The organism is Pseudomonas sp. AB6 (genome assembly GCF_034314105.1).
GTDB lineage: Bacteria > Pseudomonadota > Gammaproteobacteria > Pseudomonadales > Pseudomonadaceae > Aquipseudomonas.
The window spans coordinates 988215-1004272 of the sequence record NZ_JAVIWJ010000001.1 but is presented as its reverse complement, the minus strand read 5'-3'; the positions used below and the strand labels follow the sequence as shown (position 1 = coordinate 1004272).

General features: G+C 54.0%; 18 protein-coding genes and 2 pseudogenes. 5 read left to right on the top strand and 15 right to left on the bottom strand.

Annotation, left to right across the window (positions count from 1 at the left end):
• Nucleotide 1 precedes the first annotated feature (1 nt).
• From RGW60_RS04745 to RGW60_RS04705, 9 genes and pseudogenes are all read right to left on the bottom strand, one after another.
• Nucleotides 2-1942, bottom strand: coding sequence for a response regulator (locus tag RGW60_RS04745; RefSeq protein ID WP_322202617.1), 1941 nt, complete (start codon nt 1940-1942; stop codon nt 2-4).
• The gene (locus RGW60_RS04740; RefSeq protein ID WP_322202615.1) at nt 1932-2807 is read right to left on the bottom strand and encodes a sensor histidine kinase; all 876 of its coding nucleotides are present in this window, start codon (nt 2805-2807) and stop codon (nt 1932-1934) included. The genes RGW60_RS04745 and RGW60_RS04740 overlap by 11 nt, the downstream gene beginning before the upstream one ends.
• Nucleotides 2800-3816, bottom strand: coding sequence for an ATP-binding protein (locus tag RGW60_RS04735; RefSeq protein ID WP_322202613.1), 1017 nt, complete (start codon nt 3814-3816; stop codon nt 2800-2802). The genes RGW60_RS04740 and RGW60_RS04735 overlap by 8 nt, the downstream gene beginning before the upstream one ends.
• Complete coding sequence (locus tag RGW60_RS04730) at nt 3807-4211, bottom strand: anti-sigma regulatory factor (protein WP_322202611.1); 405 nt, start codon at nt 4209-4211, stop codon at nt 3807-3809. The genes RGW60_RS04735 and RGW60_RS04730 overlap by 10 nt, the downstream gene beginning before the upstream one ends.
• Nucleotides 4208-4557 (bottom strand): annotated as a pseudogene (locus tag RGW60_RS04725) (STAS domain-containing protein). Before RGW60_RS04725 ends, RGW60_RS04730 begins: the two are co-directional and overlap by 4 nt.
• A gap of 2 nt (nt 4558-4559) precedes the next feature.
• Nucleotides 4560-5411: an STAS domain-containing protein gene (locus tag RGW60_RS04720; protein WP_322202608.1), complete on the bottom strand. Its 852-nt coding sequence runs from the start codon at nt 5409-5411 to the stop codon at nt 4560-4562.
• 183 nt (nt 5412-5594) lie between these two features.
• On the bottom strand, nt 5595-6452 hold the full coding sequence (locus RGW60_RS04715; RefSeq protein ID WP_322202606.1) for an SDR family oxidoreductase: 858 nt from the start codon (nt 6450-6452) through the stop codon (nt 5595-5597).
• Nucleotides 6453-6645: 193 nt separating this feature from the next.
• Nucleotides 6646-7491, bottom strand: a complete 846-nt coding sequence (locus tag RGW60_RS04710) for an isocitrate lyase/phosphoenolpyruvate mutase family protein (protein ID WP_322202604.1) — start codon at nt 7489-7491, stop codon at nt 6646-6648.
• Nucleotides 7492-7757: 266 nt separating this feature from the next.
• Complete coding sequence (locus RGW60_RS04705) at nt 7758-8798, bottom strand: NAD(P)-dependent alcohol dehydrogenase (protein WP_322202602.1); 1041 nt, start codon at nt 8796-8798, stop codon at nt 7758-7760.
• Between the two features lie 166 nt (nt 8799-8964).
• Here RGW60_RS04705 and RGW60_RS04700 point away from each other — a divergent pair, with 166 nt between their 5' ends.
• Nucleotides 8965-9858 (top strand): LysR family transcriptional regulator, encoded by an 894-nt coding sequence (locus RGW60_RS04700; RefSeq protein ID WP_322202601.1) that lies wholly within the window; start codon nt 8965-8967, stop codon nt 9856-9858.
• Nucleotides 9859-9952: 94 nt separating this feature from the next.
• Here RGW60_RS04700 and RGW60_RS04695 read toward each other — a convergent pair whose 3' ends face one another.
• From RGW60_RS04695 to RGW60_RS04685, 3 genes are all read right to left on the bottom strand, one after another.
• Nucleotides 9953-11188: an MFS transporter gene (locus RGW60_RS04695; protein WP_322202598.1), complete on the bottom strand. Its 1236-nt coding sequence runs from the start codon at nt 11186-11188 to the stop codon at nt 9953-9955.
• Between the two features lie 47 nt (nt 11189-11235).
• Complete coding sequence (locus tag RGW60_RS04690) at nt 11236-11829, bottom strand: TetR/AcrR family transcriptional regulator (protein WP_322202596.1); 594 nt, start codon at nt 11827-11829, stop codon at nt 11236-11238.
• Between the two features lie 157 nt (nt 11830-11986).
• On the bottom strand, nt 11987-12427 hold the full coding sequence (locus RGW60_RS04685; RefSeq protein ID WP_322202594.1) for a hotdog fold domain-containing protein: 441 nt from the start codon (nt 12425-12427) through the stop codon (nt 11987-11989).
• A gap of 146 nt (nt 12428-12573) precedes the next feature.
• Between RGW60_RS04685 and RGW60_RS04680 the strand changes: the two genes are divergently transcribed.
• Nucleotides 12574-13194, top strand: coding sequence for a TetR/AcrR family transcriptional regulator (locus RGW60_RS04680; RefSeq protein ID WP_322202592.1), 621 nt, complete (start codon nt 12574-12576; stop codon nt 13192-13194).
• A gap of 50 nt (nt 13195-13244) precedes the next feature.
• Here RGW60_RS04680 and RGW60_RS04675 read toward each other — a convergent pair.
• Together RGW60_RS04675 and RGW60_RS04670 are read right to left on the bottom strand one after the other, a co-directional pair.
• Nucleotides 13245-13361 (bottom strand): annotated as a pseudogene (locus tag RGW60_RS04675) (cell wall hydrolase); the annotation flags it as partial.
• 65 nt (nt 13362-13426) lie between these two features.
• On the bottom strand, nt 13427-13765 hold the full coding sequence (locus RGW60_RS04670) for a hypothetical protein (RefSeq protein ID WP_322202591.1): 339 nt from the start codon (nt 13763-13765) through the stop codon (nt 13427-13429).
• A 264-nt stretch (nt 13766-14029) separates the two neighbouring features.
• Here RGW60_RS04670 and pcsA point away from each other — a divergent pair, with 264 nt between their 5' ends.
• Nucleotides 14030-14749 carry a phosphatidylcholine synthase gene (gene pcsA, locus RGW60_RS04665; protein WP_322206844.1) on the top strand — a complete coding sequence of 240 codons (720 nt, stop codon included), beginning with the start codon at nt 14030-14032 and terminating at the stop codon, nt 14747-14749.
• Nucleotides 14750-14786: 37 nt separating this feature from the next.
• Here pcsA and RGW60_RS04660 read toward each other — a convergent pair whose 3' ends face one another.
• Nucleotides 14787-14921 carry a hypothetical protein gene (locus tag RGW60_RS04660; RefSeq protein ID WP_322202589.1) on the bottom strand — a complete coding sequence of 45 codons (135 nt, stop codon included), beginning with the start codon at nt 14919-14921 and terminating at the stop codon, nt 14787-14789.
• On the opposite strand from RGW60_RS04660, the gene RGW60_RS04655 reads away from it, so the two are divergent.
• Together RGW60_RS04655 and RGW60_RS04650 are read left to right on the top strand one after the other, a co-directional pair.
• Nucleotides 14920-15771: a CAP domain-containing protein gene (locus RGW60_RS04655; protein ID WP_322202587.1), complete on the top strand. Its 852-nt coding sequence runs from the start codon at nt 14920-14922 to the stop codon at nt 15769-15771. The two genes, RGW60_RS04660 and RGW60_RS04655, sit on opposite strands and share 2 nt — an antisense overlap.
• Before the next feature lie 143 nt (nt 15772-15914).
• Nucleotides 15915-16037, top strand: coding sequence for a hypothetical protein (locus tag RGW60_RS04650; protein WP_322202585.1), 123 nt, complete (start codon nt 15915-15917; stop codon nt 16035-16037).
• Nucleotides 16038-16058 lie beyond the last annotated feature (21 nt).

Below are 16058 nucleotides of genomic sequence, written 5' to 3'. Positions count from 1 at the left end.
TTCAAGCGTCGAGCATTTTACGAACTTTATTGAGCAGCTCGCTGAGCTGAAACGGTTTGATGATCATGTCCATCTTCTCGCCAAGAAAACTCTGCCGGTTGACTGCGTTTTCGGCGTAGCCGGTCATGAAGACTACCGGCAATGAGGGGCGCCAGCCACGGGCAATGTTGGCCAACTCTCGCCCGTTCATGTGCGGCAATCCTACGTCGGTCAATAGCAACTCGATCGAACTGTCATTCATGAGCAATGTCAGCGCGCTTTCAATATCACCGACCTGAGTACAACGGTAACCGGTGTCAACCAGTACCTCATTAACAAACATTCGAACTGAGGCAGTATCTTCGACGATAAGAATATGTTCACCGGCGCCTCGCGCGCCTGCGGTCGAGGGCTCCACCGGCATCACGCTTATGTTGATTCCCGCCGGAATCATCAACGTCACCTCAGTGCCACGGCCGGCAATACTGCGAATATTGGCATCGCCGCCCGATTGCCGGGCGAAACCATAAATTGTAGACAGTCCTAGCCCTGTGCCTTCGCCAATCGGTTTGGTCGTGAAAAACGGATCAAACACTTTGTCGATCACACTGTGATCAATACCGACACCATCATCTTTAACCGTCAGCGCTACGTAAGCACCGTCCGCCAACTTCGGATCACCCTGAGCATGTGCGGCAAACGTCGTGATACTGATGTTGCCGCCGTCCGGCAACGCATCCCGGGCATTGATGACCAGGTTCAGCAACGCGCTTTCCAATTGGCTGGCATCGGCTAACGCCACCGCCGACTTCGCTGTCAGCGCCAAGGTCAACGTGATCCGCTTGCCAATGGTGCGTCGAAGCAGATCCTCAAGCGAGCGAACATGCTCGTTAATATCAATTGGACGCGTGTCCAGCGGTTGTTGCCGGGCAAAAGCGAGCAGGCGATGAGTCAGTGCAGCGGCACTCATCGCAGAGGTCAGCGCGGCATCGGCATAGCGCATCACCTTGGCTGGATTAGCTTGCTCAGTTCGACTTATGATCAGTTCCAAGCCGGTGATAATACCCGTGAGCAAATTGTTGAAATCGTGAGCGATACCCCCGGTCAATTTGCCAATGGCATCCATTTTCTGCACTTGCAGCAATTGTGCTTCGGTACGCACACGTTCGGCGACTTCGTAAGCCAATTGCGTGTTGACAGTGTTTAATTGGGCAAGGTGCGACCGCTCGCGCTGGCGATGCTCAGTGACGTCTTCGACAAATACCAGGCTAAGGCCCGGGGCACGATAGGGTGAAATTTGCCATTCTGTCTCCCGCACTTCGCCTTTCACACGCATGCCTAACGTGCCTTTCCAACGCTCACCTGCGGCCAAGCCTTCACAAAGCTCCTGAACAATTGCTATTTGATCGTCGGCAAAGCAGTCAAGAATGCTCGTCTCGGGTGCGTTCTGCTGAATGATCTGGGCGAACGCATGGTTGCATTCGTAGATGTGCAATTGGGCGTCGAGCACCGCAATCGGCGCTGAGACGTTGACAAAAATCTCTCGGAACCGCGCCTCGCTTTCCCGTAGCGCATACTCGGTGTCGCGCACCCGCAGTAAAGTCCGTACCGTCGCTAGCAGCACATCGGGATCAATGGGATGAATCAGATAGGCATCCGCGCCCGCTTCGAGCCCCGTAATGATGTCGCCGGTCTGCACAGATGCGGCCGACACGTGCACCACTGGCAATAGCGCCGTGCGCGGCTCAGAGCGCAGCTGGCGGACGATATCGAATCCACTCATGTCCGGCAGATTGACGTCGAGTATCAATGCATCCGGCGCCTCAGAAGCAATTAGCGCAAGGCCTTCAGTACCGGTCCCAGCCTCAAGCACCACAAAACCATGGCGTTCCATGCGCCGACGCAACGCGTAGCGGGTGGCCGCGTTGTCATCGACGATGAGCAGCTTGATTTCACGTGCCATCGCTTGACTCCAAGGCAACCGCCAATGGGATGATCACAAAGAATGTAGAACCTATGCCCGGCTGGCTTTCCACACCTACATGGCCACCAAGCAGCGCGGCAAACCGCTTGCATAGAGAAAGCCCCAGGCCAGTGCCACGCAAACGCTTTTGCAACGGCGAGTCGAGTTGGGAGAAGTCTTCGAACAGTGCACTGTGAAGTTCAGCAGGAATGCCAATCCCGGTATCGGTGACCGCAAATCGGACCTGCGTCTCGCTTTCCATCCGCGTCGACACCCGCACCTCACCACGCTCAGTGAATTTGAGGGAATTGGAAATGAAGTTACGCAGGATCTGCGCAAGCTTTTTGTCATCGGTATAGAGCCGAGGCATGCCCACCGGCTCCTCAAAAACGAGGTCTACAGAAGTTCTATCTACGATGGGCCGAAACATGCCTCTCAAGGCTGCAAAGAGATCGAGCATGTCGAACCAGGCCGGGGAAATAGTAATGCGCCCGGCCTCAATTTTGGCCAAGTCCAGCAAGTCGTCGACCATGTCACTCAGCTCTCGTGCCGAAGCGCTGACAAACCCGACCTGCTTGTGTTGCTCGGGACTAAGCGGGCCATCAAGCTCGTCTGCCAGCAGGCTGGCAATGCTAAGAATCGAGCCTAACGGGGTTCTGAATTCATGGCTCATGTAAGAGAGGAAACGACTCTTTAGATCCGACGCCTGACGCAAGTCTTGCGCCTGAGTGTCCAGCTCAGCATAAAGGGCGAGCACTCCCTGATTGGTTTCATTCAGTTCGGAACGCAATGCCGTCACTTCAATGCGTAATCGTTGAAGTTCCAGAATCGCTTCATTGTTGTCTATAGGCGTGGTTTCAGACATGAGGGTTCTCCAATGCAACTACCAAAACCGTGATGTCGTCTCGGCCGCGGCAGTAATCGCGGTGTAGCAAAGCCGCAATAATCGCAGGATGACGAAGCATCAAGCCGGGATAATCCCTGAGATTCCAGCGCGACTGCAAGCCATCGCTGTGCATGATCAACAGATGCCCGCTGACATCAGAAAACTCAAACACCTGCGCTTTGCGGTATCGCAGGCCAACGATGCCGGGATGCGATGCCATCCCACGGGATTTTTCCGCACTGACAATACTGGCGCTGATATTACCGATGCCCACAAACCGCAACCTCTGGTCGGCCTGATCGAACTGGGCGACGGCCACGGCGCCACCCCGTGTGCCTTGCATGGCGTGGTGCATATCTTCAAGCGAGAATAATGGGTCAGCCAATGGATTCTGGGCAAAAGAAGACGCACCTGCAAAACCTGCGACTTGAGCGTCCTCACCGTGACCCAGTCCGTCGATAATCAACGCGCTGATGCGTGGCCCTTTAAACGATAACGCCCACACATCCCCACACGCAGAATCGTTATGTAATGAATGCTGACTGACGCCAATACGATAATCTGCAGCCTTGTCCAGACGCCGGAAAAAACGCGCTAACAAGACCGCGCCACGGGAGTCCGAATAAACGTCGAACACATCTGCCTGACGGGAAACAGCGCCAAGGCCAATGCCTTGAGTGCCACCGGTGGAATATCCATCAGCCAGACATGCTTGCAGATCGAAGCCGGGACCGCGATCAATAGCCAGCACCTCTAACCCTTGATGAGGATCTCTGGGTAAGATCCGCAGGTGTAGCTCGCCGCTGCCAGCATGTTTGAGCAGATTGCTAGCCAACTCCGTAACTACCAGGGCAACCCGCCCGGCCTCAGTGGCATCAAAGCCAATCTGCTCAGCGAGTTTCTGTGCGGTACGTCGGGCAAAACCTACCTGGCTGCTGTCTTCCACCAGCAGAACCTCGGTCAAACAACTGCGCAGGTTTAGGTCCATCGGGTAATCGTTACCCGGGTGCCTGCACCCGGCGTAGTGTCCAGCTCGAACTCGTCAACCAAGCGCTTGGCCCCGGTCAACCCCAAGCCCAATCCGTTGCCGGAAGTCCAGCCATCGGTCATAGCCAGCTTGAGGTCGGGGATTCCCGGCCCTTCGTCACGGAATGTTATACGAAGGCCGGTACGCAAGCCGTCCTCCAAAATCTGCCATTCCATGTCCCCACCGCCGCCATGCACCATGGTGTTTCGTGCCAACTCACTCACCGCCGTGACCATTTTGGTCAAGTCGATCAAACGCATTGCGCAATCTTGCGCCAACTTACGCACCAGCTGCCGCGCAAGCACTACGTCCTGTTCGATAACAACCGGCTGAGTGCCGCTGTTGCGTACGATCATTGCGCAAGCACCCGCTCGCGCAGCAACTTCATGCCACGCTCAACGTTAAGCGCTGTGCTGACACCCGGCAGCGTCATGCCGTAATAGCCACTGCCGGCTGCATGCCAACCAGAACCGTTTCTGCATCCATGATCCGAGACAATCCGGAAATAGTGCCGATCATTCGGCCGATGAACGAGTCCACCATATCCAGCGCAGAAATATCGATCAGCACGCCACGCGCCGATGTTCGGCTGATTCGTTCGGACAGGTCATCTTGCAGGGTCAGCGCGAGCTGGTCATGCATGTCGACCTGGATGGTGACCAGTAAGAAGTCACCCATTTGAAGGATCGGAATTCGCTCCATCGTTATACCGCCTTGGTAACAGTCACGCCCAGACGTCGCAGCGCCAGTGCCAATGCATCAGCCAGGTTAGCTTTAGTAACCACGCCCTGTAGGTCCAGACCCAAATGGACGATGGTTTGGGCAATTTGCGGACGTACGCCGCTGATGATGCAATCGGCGCCCATCAATCGAATCGCGGTCACGGTTTTCAGCAAATGCTGAGCAACCAAGGTATCAACCGTGGGTACACCGGTGATGTCGATGATGGCGATTTCTGAACCGGTATCAACGATGCGTTGTAGCAGTGACTCCATTACTACCTGTGTGCGCTGGGAATCCAGTGTGCCAATCATCGGAAGGGCGAGCACGCCGTCCCACAATTTCACCACTGGCGTAGAAAGCTCCAGCAGCTCTTCTTGCTGACGCTTGATCACCGCTTCGCGAGACTTCTGAAACGTGCGAATAGTGTGCATGCCTAATGCGTCCAGCAATTCAGATATCTGCCAGAGCTGATCAGCCAACATGGCGGGATCGTCTTTGTACTCACTTTGCAGAACAGCGAATAGCGCACCTTTCAATGAAAAGATGAAACTCGCTGTTTGTTGAGAGTCCTGTCCGAGCAGCGCCCGACTATGAGACAACTTTTCGAGAAACTGACGGGTTTCATCCCAGTCGCCGCCAGCAAGACTCTGCGTGCTGCCTTTCTCCCATACCGCGACAATCAAACGCAAAAACTCCGCCACCTGCTGCTTGAGATCGTCCTCTTTCAAATTGCGTGTAGCGCCGCTCGCTTCAAGCCCGGCGAGCCAGGTAGCAGACAATTGCGATTGGGACTTTTTCATCGCGTCGGTGGTGCGCTGTTGCAATGCCGCCATGTGCTTTAACTCCTGATAGAAAGCGATAGGCCCTTCCAACGACTTCCCATTAACCAACAGGAATCCTGCAAGCCTCTTGGACCGCGTACGCGCCGGGCAATTCAGAAACATAATTACAGCCAATGATGCCCATCATTGTGACAGACGATCAAGGGGCCATGGCGCCCCATGATCAGCCCCCTGTCAAAGAATGGGTTTGCCACCAGTGACGCCAATTCTCGACCCGGAAATGTAACTGGACTCGTTAGAGGCCAGCAACACATACAGAGGCGCCAGCTCTGCCGGTTGGCCAGGACGGCCCAACGGCGTCTGCGATCCGAATGAGGTAATGTCCTCGGAGGTCATGGTCGAGACAATCAGCGGGGTCCAGATTGGGCCGGGGGCCACACTGTTGACTCGAATGCCTTTCTCGCCCAATAGCTCGGCAAGCCCAGCGCTAAAGTTGGCGATGGCGCCTTTGGTGGCAGCATAGGCCAGTAACGTCGGCTTAGGCATGTCGGAATTGACCGAGCTGGTATTTATGATCGAGCTGCCCTCGGCCATGTGTTTGAGCGCGGCCTGAGTGATGCGAAACATGGCGGTGATATTCACATCAAACGTACGCACCCACTCCTCGTCAGGAATTTCCTCCAGGCTTTGGTGGGTCATTTGAAAGGCCGCGTTGTTGACCAAAATATCGATGCGTCCGAAGCGCTCCACCGTCTGATCCACGATGCTCAGGCAATGCGAGCGTTGAGCGAGGTCTCCGGGCATTAGTAAGCACTGCCGACCCGCCTGTTCAATCAGCTGCGCAGTCGCCTTGGCGTCTTCATGTTCATCCAGATAAGAAAGGGCAACGTCAGCGCCTTCGCGGGCAAACGCAATCGCCACCGCTCGGCCAATGCCACTGTCGGCACCGGTAATTAACGCAACTTTGTTGGTCAGTCGTCCTGCACCTATGTAGCTCTCTTCACCACAATCAGGCACTGGATTCATGCGATGTTGATCACCTGGGACATTTTGATGTTGATCGGCAAAAGGTGGGCGTGGGTAAGATTTCATGAATAACTCTCCGATTCAATAAGCGAAAATGGCGCCCACCAAAACGTCGATTTACCGCTAAGACGATTGCGCGAGGCGTGCTTATTTTTCCGACCCGGTGAGTGCTTGCAGGTTCACAGCAAGTGCTTATTGGTGATGTTCGCCAACACACACAGCTCTTGAACACACAGGCGTGTTGAACTTCGGGGGTTACCTAAACCACTGATTCATCACCCGTGGACGTCATGAACCGGTTGGCGTCAGCAAAGCTTGTAGCGCTACCTGAAAAACTAAAGGTACCGCTGTTTTTCACCTCTTCGGCGGCGCGAATAAACGCCCCCATGGCGGCCCGTGCAAGGGAGCTACCAAGGCTTATTCTCTGAACGCCCGCTTGAGCGAGTTCATCGACAGTTAATGCACTACCGCCCAAACTCATCAGCACGTTTACTGGTTTCTCCAATGCAGCGCACACGAGCCGAATCGTTTCCAGATCAGGTAAGCCGGGAGCGAACAAAACATCGGCGCCAGCTTCTTGAAACGCAATTAATCGGCGAAGCGTATCGTCCAGGTCAGGCCGACCACAGATGAAATTTTCAGCACGCGCCACAAATACAAAAGGGAACGGCAGACTTCGTGCGGCCTCAACACCAGCAGCCACGCGCTCTACGGCATGATTGAAATCATAGATACGATGCTTCAAGTTGCCGGTTGCATCTTCGATTGAACCCCCAACAAGCCCTACTTTCGCAGCGGCATGAATGGTGTATGCCACCTCTTCGGGGGAGTCTCCAAACCCATTTTCCAGATCTGCAGTTACCGGCAGGCTCGTTGCTTCGACTATACGCCGGGCATTCTCAAGCACCTCGTCACGCGACAGAGCCCCTTCAGCATCTCTTTTTCCCAAGCTAAAGGCTAAGCCAGCGCTTGTTGTGGCCAACGCCTCGAATCCAAGCGCTGCCAATACCTTAGCGCTACCGGCATCCCAAGGATTGGGAACAATCAACGGCTGCCCTCGGCGATGACAACGTTGAAACGTCAATGCTTTTTCAATAATAGACACGGGCGGTCTCCTCTTCTGCAAGCTGTACCACGGTCGGCTGACCGCATAGCAAACACCCTACTAATGTAGGCAATTTCCTAGTATCTGCGGCATCGCGCTTTTAGGTGTAGGGTCTGCCACCAACCCCCTTGAGAGCGAACTTATTCGTGAAAGCGTCGGTGTATTCAGCCTCCTGTGCGCATGAACACCTGTATTCGCGAACAAATTGACTCCCACCGCAGTGTTTCAAGCAACAAAATATAATTTAAGAATAATAAGTTATGCATTTACTTGGCTATCTGAGCGTCAATTGAGAAATCAATCACGACTTTGCCGAACGCGCCCCGTTTTAAGTGAGCTAACGCTTGCGGCAGTTGGTCGAAGGAATAAGTCCCATCAATTACCGGCTTGAGGCCGTGACTGTCGACCATTCGCACCAAGTCTTCCAACGCACGGCGTGGTCCCACTGCAACAGCGACGATGCAAGCCCTACGGCTCAGAAAAGCCATGACCGAGGTGCGCAACTCTGCGGATTCGAGCAGACCAATAATTGAAACCCGACCCCCGGGAACTACCGCTTGCAACGATCGGCCAAGGTTGTCGCCCCCGGCCATTTCCAGAATGTGATCAGCGCCTCGGCCAGCAGTCAATTCAAGTACAGCGTTCTGCCAATCAGGCCTAGCCATGCGATTAATACCGTGGCTGGCTCCGAGTTTGATTGCCCGAGAGATCTTTTCGTCGCTGCTACTGGTGACAATCACTGTTGCGCCACTGGCCGCTGCCAGCTGTATAGCGAATAACGAAACACCACCGGTGCCTTGGACTAACACCGTCTGCCCAGCGCGCAAATGGCCTAACTCGATGAGCGCCATCCAGGCGGTCAGGGCGGCGATGGGCATTGTACTGGCCTCGGTTGAGGTAAGGCTATTTGGCGCCCGAACGCACCACTCGGCTGGAGTGGCGACGTAGTGCGCGAGCATGCCTTGGATCGGGCCGCCCTGGGTTGGCATCTTGTCCCACGTCTGGGGTGGACCATCGATCCACTGGGTAATATAAGTGGATATGACCCGCTCGCCGACACGAAAGCGAGTCACCCCGTCACCCACCGCAACGACGGTCCCTGACATGTCCGACGCGGGGGTAAACGGGAACACCAGCTCCGCGGTCATGCCGTTTTCGATCACTTCAGTATCGCGATAGTTAAGGGAAACAGCTTCGATTTTTACCACTATTTCCCCGGCTTTAGGCTCCGGTTGTGGTACCGAAACCTGGGCCAGATTATCGAGACCAAATGAGGAAATTTCCCAGCGTTTCATTGAATCAATCATGACGATTACCTCGGTTAGGTTCAGTAGCACCGATGATAAGAGTCGTGAACGTGTAAATTAAGTGGGTGCCACCTCCGCGCTATACGGAGATTGTGTTCCGTAATACATTGCCTCTGTTCCCGTCGGCTAGCTTCCTCTTGAACGCCGTGTCCGCAATCGAGTGAAAATGGATAACCTCAGTACTCTCAACGTTTTCGTTTGTGTTGCTGAAACACGCAGTTTCGTCGCGACCGGACGCGTGCTGGGTGTATCAGCATCCGCTGTCGGCAAAAGCATCGTGCGCCTGGAAGAGCGCTTTGGAGTGCGGCTGTTTAACCGCAGCACCAGAAGCGTCACGTTAACCGAAGACGGCAGACGTTTCCTGGAACGTAGCCGGCGCATTTTGGCCGAAATAGCCGCTGCCGAAGCCGAGTTTTTAAACGCTAATACTGCCCCCAGCGGGCGTTTGAAAATAAGCCTGCCTCTCATCGGCGAACCCTTTTTGCAAGTGCTGGCCAATTTCAAAAAAACCTATCCTGCTGTAGATCTGGATCTGACATTCGATGATCGGCGAGTCGACATAATCGAGGAGGGTTACGACGCAGTGCTGCGCAGTGGTGAGGTTCCCGATTCAGGCCTGACCTCACGTCATCTGGGGGAGTACAAAATGATCCTGGTCGGCTCGCCCGACTATTTTCTGCAACACGGTGCCCCGCAGCACGTCAACGATTTGCTGCAGCATGCCTGCATCCAATTTCGCTTCCCAAACACAGGGAAGCTACAGGTCTGGCCTTTGCGTATAGATCAACAGGAGATTGACCTACAGCTGCCAATCTCAATGGTCTGCAATAACCTCGAAGCCCGACTTAGCTTTGCGGTCCAAGGCATCGGCATCGCCTGTTTGCCTGACTTTGCCATTCGTAAATGGTTGGATTGCGGCAAGTTAGTCCGAATACTTCACGGCTGTTCTGACTCAGGCACATTCAAGATCATGTGGCCCTCGGGCAAGCACCCTGCACTCAAGCTGCGCGTATTCATAGACTTCGTGAAGACGCATCTTTTTCCTGAAGAATCTCGATAATCAAGAATGGCGACTCGTTGTGAACCCAACAGGAAAGTCCCAGGAGTTTCATTTACGATCGTTTATTTGGAGCCTACCGCGTCAGTCAACGCTCTCAGGCAATAGGCAAGGCGCTGACGCGGCTGTTCGAGACCGACGGCAATCTCGCCGTCAATACCATTAAGATCACGCCGACCACCCCGATAAGGGCGTAAACCTCAGAAAACGTCCCGCTGTGGCTCGCCAACAGCCCTGCGCCGTAGTTTCCGAGCATGCCGCCTGTGCCTTGCATAACGTTTGCGATGCCAAAAATAGCGACGGCAGTAGCGGTAGAAGTTGCCAGCTTCGAAACATACGCAGGAATCAGCCCAAAAATTGGGTAGAAAGCGGTAGCAAATAGCACACCCGCAACGAGAGGCCAGTGTCCATGCGGATAGACGACAAAGATCAGCGCCGCTAGCACGACGCAAACATACACCAGCAACATCGCGGTTCGAAGTCCCGCCTTGTCCGAGAGCCAGCCAACAGCCAAGCCAGCGAACATGCCGACCAACCCAATGGTTGCCCAAATTTGCGCCGTGTATTCCACCCCAAAGCCCAACTCGGTACGCAGGTAAGACGAGAGGTAATTTTGAAAGGGAAAAGTGGAAAAGCCGATCAAGAAGTTCATTGACCAAATAGTCAGAACCCATGGCTGCATCAACTCACTTCCTCGGCTGAATAGCTGGACAGAGGAAAGCGCTACAGAGTCCGCCTTTAGACTATCGGTCGATAATTGTTCTCTCCTGAACAAGCCTGCGTCCCTAAATTTTCGATACACCACTAGCGCAATAAACAAACTGATAATACCGACCAATAACCATACAGTCCGCCATTCCCCTCGAGGGGAGTAGATAGGCACAAGCAAACTATTGACGAAAACGCCATAACTGGTGCCACTCGATACAAGCCCCATTGCCATCCCACGGAAGCGATAGTCGACCACCCTCGATATGACATCGACCATCGGCACAAAGACAGTGGCGGCTGTGCCCGCAAGTACCGTCAACAAGGCGCCAATAACCAAAATATTGCTTGAGAGCGGAACCAGCAAAAGGGCTATTGCGCAAATAATGCCGGAGCCCAATATCATCAAGCCACCACCCACTTTAGGTGTCAGCCAGGCAGCCAAAACTGCGCTGATTAAAAACCCGAACTGCCCTGATGCAGTAATCGCCCCCACGTATGAAAAATCGAACCCGAGCGTCGCCTGCATATCAGGTACAAGCTGAGCAAACAGGTAAATTCCGAATCCATAGCTGGCCGCTACGAGACTTGTAAGCAACACCACGATTACAGCGTTGGAGCGCATGGCGGCCATCCGTATGGGAGATAGATTTTTTGTGTAGGCAGCTTCGTTTAGTTAAGCGAAAGGCGACCGACGAGCGCGGCGTTAATCAACTCATCCGCCAACTCCCGGGCTATGAAAAACACGCGGTCATCATTTTCCAGGGCACCTGTTAAAAATGCCCCTTCAAGTAGAAGAAACAGCCGCTGCGCAATCACTTCGGCATTAATGAGCCCGGCGCTTTCAGCGAGCATCTTCAAGTGGCTCCTCACACTTTGCTTGTGCCTGGCGACTGCAAGTCGCACGGGATGACTTCGGTCAGGAAACTCGGCTGAGCAATTGACGTATGCGCAGCCGCGTAAGCCGCCCTTTACCAGCCAGTCGCGATAAAGGTCAAACAGACTAAGCAATTTTTCAGCAGGGTGTGCAATGCCCGCTAAAGTGCTACCTACAGCCGTGTTCCAACGCTCATTGCGCTGCTCAAGGAACGCGACAATCAATTCATCCTTGGAAGAGAAATATGCATAAAGGGTCATTTTGGTCACACCCGCATGCGCTGCGATGGCTGCTATACCCGTCGCATTGATGCCGTCTCTTAAAAAGAGCTCAGACGCTGTCGTTAATAACCGTTGACGAGTAGCGCTTGACCCGGACTTAGCTTGCATAAATTCACCTCCGCCGAAACTATACCGACCGGTAAGTATTCAGTGAGAGCAAAACCGCATTCCGCTTATCTGTTTGCGACGCACAAGTGTCAGCTTTGATAGGGGTAGTTGGTAGCACTCGCCGTTCTGAACATTGCGCGAGGCCACCAAACGCTGCTTACCCGATTTTCACGTTCATGGTTATCTTCGCCGTAAACACCTTGATGCCGCCTTCATCGAATATGTCCACCGGTACAACCTTGTCCCCTGCCGTCGACCAATCGATAGCGCTGCCGTCCGCCACCGCGCGAATATCGGTCTTCGCTTTCGCCAGGTATTCGACGGTCATGCCCTTGGGTATCCAACGGGCTCCGTCCGGAATTGATACGTCAGTCATCGTCCCGCCAGCGAGTTCAGCTGCGTTGCACAGCGCAATAGCATGCACCGTGCCCAAATGGTTGGTGATCTCCTTTCGAAAGGGTGCCGTTATTACCGAATGACCAGGCCGAAGCTCGATGATCTCAGGCGTAATAGAGCTGAAATAAGGGGCCATTGTGCAAGCCATGTTGCTAAATGCAGCAGGGCCAACGCTGTTGTAAAGACTAAGGGTTTGACTCATATCGCACCTCGAGGTGGGATTGAAAAAAAACAGAATATTATTCTGTAAAAGAACAATATTCTCCAAAGTCGCTGCCTGTCAATCGGCTGCATTCCCCCACGGCGTTGATCTGCCTTACTATCGCAACCTTTAAATTGGCAAACAAAATGGAAACCGTTGAACTGCTCGACCGCTGTTATCCCGGTAGAAGAGCTGAGCTAAAACGCTCGATTCTCAAAACAGCCCTGTCGCTCTTCAATGAACACGGGATAGAAGCCACGACCATCGACAACCTTCGGGCCGCGTGCGAGACGAGCGTCGGTGCGATCTATCATCACTTTGGCAACAAAGAAGGGGTGATCGCCGCGCTGTTTCTGACCGCTATAGAGGACCAGACCCGCCTGCGTGACAGCTTTCTGGCCGAAGCAAAAACCTCCAGAGAGTGGGTATACGCGCTGGTCTACAGCTACGTCGACTGGGTTGAACGCCAACCAGACTGGGCAAGATTTCAATATCACGCGCGTCATGCGGTGACCAAGGGTCCGTTCAATGAGCAACTTATGCTGGCCAACAAATCGCGCAACTCAAAACTGTCCGATTGGTTAAAAGATCCACTTCACAGCCGTGAACTTAAAGTACTACCCATGGAATTGGTGCCGTCGTTAATTATTGGTCAGGCAGAAAATTATTGCCGGGCATGGCTGTCCGGGCGCGTAAAACATGGTCCCGTGGCCTACCGGGAACAGCTTGCCGAAGCGGCATGGAGTTCGGTCGGGTTAAATGTTTAATCGACCACTCACCCGCGGATAGTTACACGCCTGGCTCAAGTTTTTGCCTACACCCGGCCCGCAAAGCCCTCGTGGCCTATTCGGTTCAGGATCACATTGGCGACGTCTTCCATGTCCGACGACGTCCCGCCTTTGGATTCCCAGTAGAGGGTCCGAGACAGACACGTAAACTACTCAAATCATTCCACTGTCTTTGAGGTTGCGCATACTGAGCGCGGGAAGTTCTGTACGGCTATGAAATAGGTGTGACCGATATCACTTCAAAATATTTGAACTTCTTCTTTTTAGCTTCATTCTTCGCCTCTTGCTCCGCGACGAAAGTACTCAATGTGTTCGCGTCATAAATAAAGACCTCTTCCTCCCCTTCGAATTCGCTGGTGACGTGTAGCGTGACCCTAAGCTTTGGCGAGAGTGGTTTAGAAACCGCACGGGACTTAGGAAGCGGTTTTGGTCTGGGCGTTGGCTTTACGACAACCTCCGGCTCGGGCACCATCACCGGCTCGGGTTCGGCAGGGCTCGAAGGGCCGAATAGCGCTTCGCGCATCTCTTCCTCACTCAGTTCTGTACTCATGGACTTCTCGTTACTCAGATAAGAGCCGGGATCTTCAACACGTCGAAGAGATTTTACAAGCCCTGATGGCCTGAAAATGTAAGGAGCTACGTGGATCGGGCATCTTACCGAACCACGTTTACTGTCAGGTGTCCCCCGTAGCGCGCAATGGATGAACCTTATTGCTGGATACCCAGTCGATAGTTGCAACTTGCTGGTTTTGCCGGTAACTCCGTAGACGCTACGGTGGTAACTTGCATGCTTCGATTTCTGGAGAACATCGCGGTGATATCTACTTTAAGCATTGCTAGGCTCAAGGCGTGGGGCGCCCACGGTTTTACCGCAACCGGCGTGGTCACTGCCTTTTTAGCGACGATCGCATTATTTGACAGCCAACCGAAAGCTTGCCTGCTGTGGTTGGGGGTCGCGCTGATAGTGGATGGCCTGGACGGTGCGCTCGCGCGAAAGGTCAATGTTCAATCGGTCTTGCCGAATTTCGATGGATCTATTCTAGATCTGGTTATCGACTACCTGACCTATGTCTTCATCCCGGCATTGTTCATCTATCGCTACATTCCGCTGCCTGCCTACACCCTGCTGCTTGCTGTGTCGATGATCCTGATCTCGTCACTGTTCTGCTTCTGCAACGTAAACATGAAGAGTAAGGACAATTATTTCCAAGGCTTCCCCGCCGCATGGAATGTCGTTGCTCTATGTATTTACATCATCTCCCCACCGCCTTGGTTAACCCTGATCACGGTTATCGGACTTTCACTGTTGACTGTGACCCGGATTAAATTTCTGCACCCGTTCCGCGTCCGCCAGTTCATGCCGATCAACATTGCCGTCACGGCCGTCTGGCTACTGTGCAGCCTGTCGCTGGTGGTAAACCATCCCGCCATTAGCCCAATGGTGATGGGCCTCTGGCTGTTAATGTCGGCCTATTTCCTGGGCATCTGCGCGTGGCGCACACTGGCGGAACGGCTGGATCGATCGCGGGCTTGAAAACGGGGTTTTTCTCTCGCTGAAATCAGCGGATCATTCAGACGCAGGCGCCCGGAACGGCCTTGGCTGATCGAACAAAACAGCTATCCCACTGCTTATACTGCCTTGGCTCTGGCAGCGCTTGGGTGATATCGCGCATGATGGCCGCAGTCAGTCCAAGGGAGAGTTTCATGCGCGCTGTACCGTCCGTTATGCATCTTGTTGTGTTGTCGCTAGGCATGTTGTTCGCTGCCACAGCGATGGCGACCGAAGAATCCCAGTTGGTCGATTCCATCAACGCCTACCGCAGTCAATTACAGCGCTGCGCTGATGGCGTTTCCCACGAACTGCCAGCGCTGACGGCTGATCCGCGGTTGATCCTTCCGGCCGCTGGAACGGCGGACCTCAAACAAGCGATGGCAAGTGCGGCGTACCCCATGGTCCACGTACAGGCCATCACGTTGTCCGGGCCGCGCGACGCACAGGCTGCTCTGCAGATGGTGCAAGAGAGTTTCTGCAAAGTGGTGTTGGACCCACAATACGTTGATATCGGTGTCAGTCGAGAAGGACGTGATTGGCGCATTGTGCTGGCACGTCCACTGCTGACTGCCCGCCTTGGCACATCGCAAGCGGAAGGCCGGAAATTACTCATCCTGCTCAATGCTGCCCGCGCCCAGCCGCGTCATTGCGGTGCCCAATCATTTGCCGCCACGGCGCCGTTGACCTGGAACGCAGTGCTGGCGACAGCGTCAGATACCCATTCCCGAGACATGGCAAACGGCAATTATTTCGATCACAAAGACCGCGATGACCACACGCCGGGTGACCGAGCCGAGCTGGCGGGTTACATGGGCAGTGAAATCGGAGAAAACATCGCAGCTGGGCAAGACACCGGACGCAAAGTGGTGGATGGCTGGCTTTCCAGTCCGGGCCACTGCGCTAACGTGATGAACCCACAGTTTCGCGAGTTGGGCGCAGCGTATGCGGTTGATCCGAAGAGCGATGCGGGGATTTACTGGACGGCGATGCTTGGGGTGCAGTAAATACCGGGACCATGCCGCGTCCTTCCTTTTCTGCCGTACGCCATCATCATTCCCATTGATGAACACCATGGACACAGACACTTTCTGGTTTGACGCCTCGCCAGTAACAATGGCGCCATTCAAACCTGACTGGGGCTATGATCATGATCTTCCACGCCATCAATGTCGTGCTTCTCAGCGCCATGACGCTTTACGTCGTTAACTCCGTCTACTCGATGATTGACCTGGTTCGCGCGGCGACGGTTGATACTGATTTCGGAGTGTGAATTACCTCTAAAACTACAACG

Excerpts from the sequence above, each read along its gene's own strand:
- RGW60_RS04735 (WP_322202613.1), bottom strand. The coding sequence starts at position 3,816 with ATGGACCTAAACCTGCGCAGTTGTTTGACCGAGGTTCTGCTGGTGGAA.
- RGW60_RS04660 (WP_322202589.1), bottom strand. The coding sequence starts at position 14,921 with ATGAAACTCTCCCTTGGACTGACTGCGGCCATCATGCGCGATATCACC.
- RGW60_RS04730 (WP_322202611.1), bottom strand. The coding sequence starts at position 4,211 with ATGATCGTACGCAACAGCGGCACTCAGCCGGTTGTTATCGAACAGGAC.
- RGW60_RS04720 (WP_322202608.1), bottom strand. The coding sequence starts at position 5,411 with ATGGCGGCATTGCAACAGCGCACCACCGACGCGATGAAAAAGTCCCAA.
- RGW60_RS04740 (WP_322202615.1), bottom strand. The coding sequence starts at position 2,807 with ATGTCTGAAACCACGCCTATAGACAACAATGAAGCGATTCTGGAACTT.
- RGW60_RS04700 (WP_322202601.1), top strand. The coding sequence starts at position 8,965 with ATGGATAACCTCAGTACTCTCAACGTTTTCGTTTGTGTTGCTGAAACA.
- RGW60_RS04695 (WP_322202598.1), bottom strand. The coding sequence starts at position 11,188 with ATGCGCTCCAACGCTGTAATCGTGGTGTTGCTTACAAGTCTCGTAGCG.
- RGW60_RS04650 (WP_322202585.1), top strand. The coding sequence starts at position 15,915 with ATGATCTTCCACGCCATCAATGTCGTGCTTCTCAGCGCCATGACGCTT.
- RGW60_RS04680 (WP_322202592.1), top strand. The coding sequence starts at position 12,574 with ATGGAAACCGTTGAACTGCTCGACCGCTGTTATCCCGGTAGAAGAGCT.
- RGW60_RS04690 (WP_322202596.1), bottom strand. The coding sequence starts at position 11,829 with ATGCAAGCTAAGTCCGGGTCAAGCGCTACTCGTCAACGGTTATTAACG.
- RGW60_RS04705 (WP_322202602.1), bottom strand. The coding sequence starts at position 8,798 with ATGATTGATTCAATGAAACGCTGGGAAATTTCCTCATTTGGTCTCGAT.
- RGW60_RS04745 (WP_322202617.1), bottom strand. The coding sequence starts at position 1,942 with ATGGCACGTGAAATCAAGCTGCTCATCGTCGATGACAACGCGGCCACC.
- RGW60_RS04670 (WP_322202591.1), bottom strand. The coding sequence starts at position 13,765 with ATGAGTACAGAACTGAGTGAGGAAGAGATGCGCGAAGCGCTATTCGGC.
- RGW60_RS04685 (WP_322202594.1), bottom strand. The coding sequence starts at position 12,427 with ATGAGTCAAACCCTTAGTCTTTACAACAGCGTTGGCCCTGCTGCATTT.
- RGW60_RS04715 (WP_322202606.1), bottom strand. The coding sequence starts at position 6,452 with ATGAAATCTTACCCACGCCCACCTTTTGCCGATCAACATCAAAATGTC.
- RGW60_RS04655 (WP_322202587.1), top strand. The coding sequence starts at position 14,920 with ATGCGCGCTGTACCGTCCGTTATGCATCTTGTTGTGTTGTCGCTAGGC.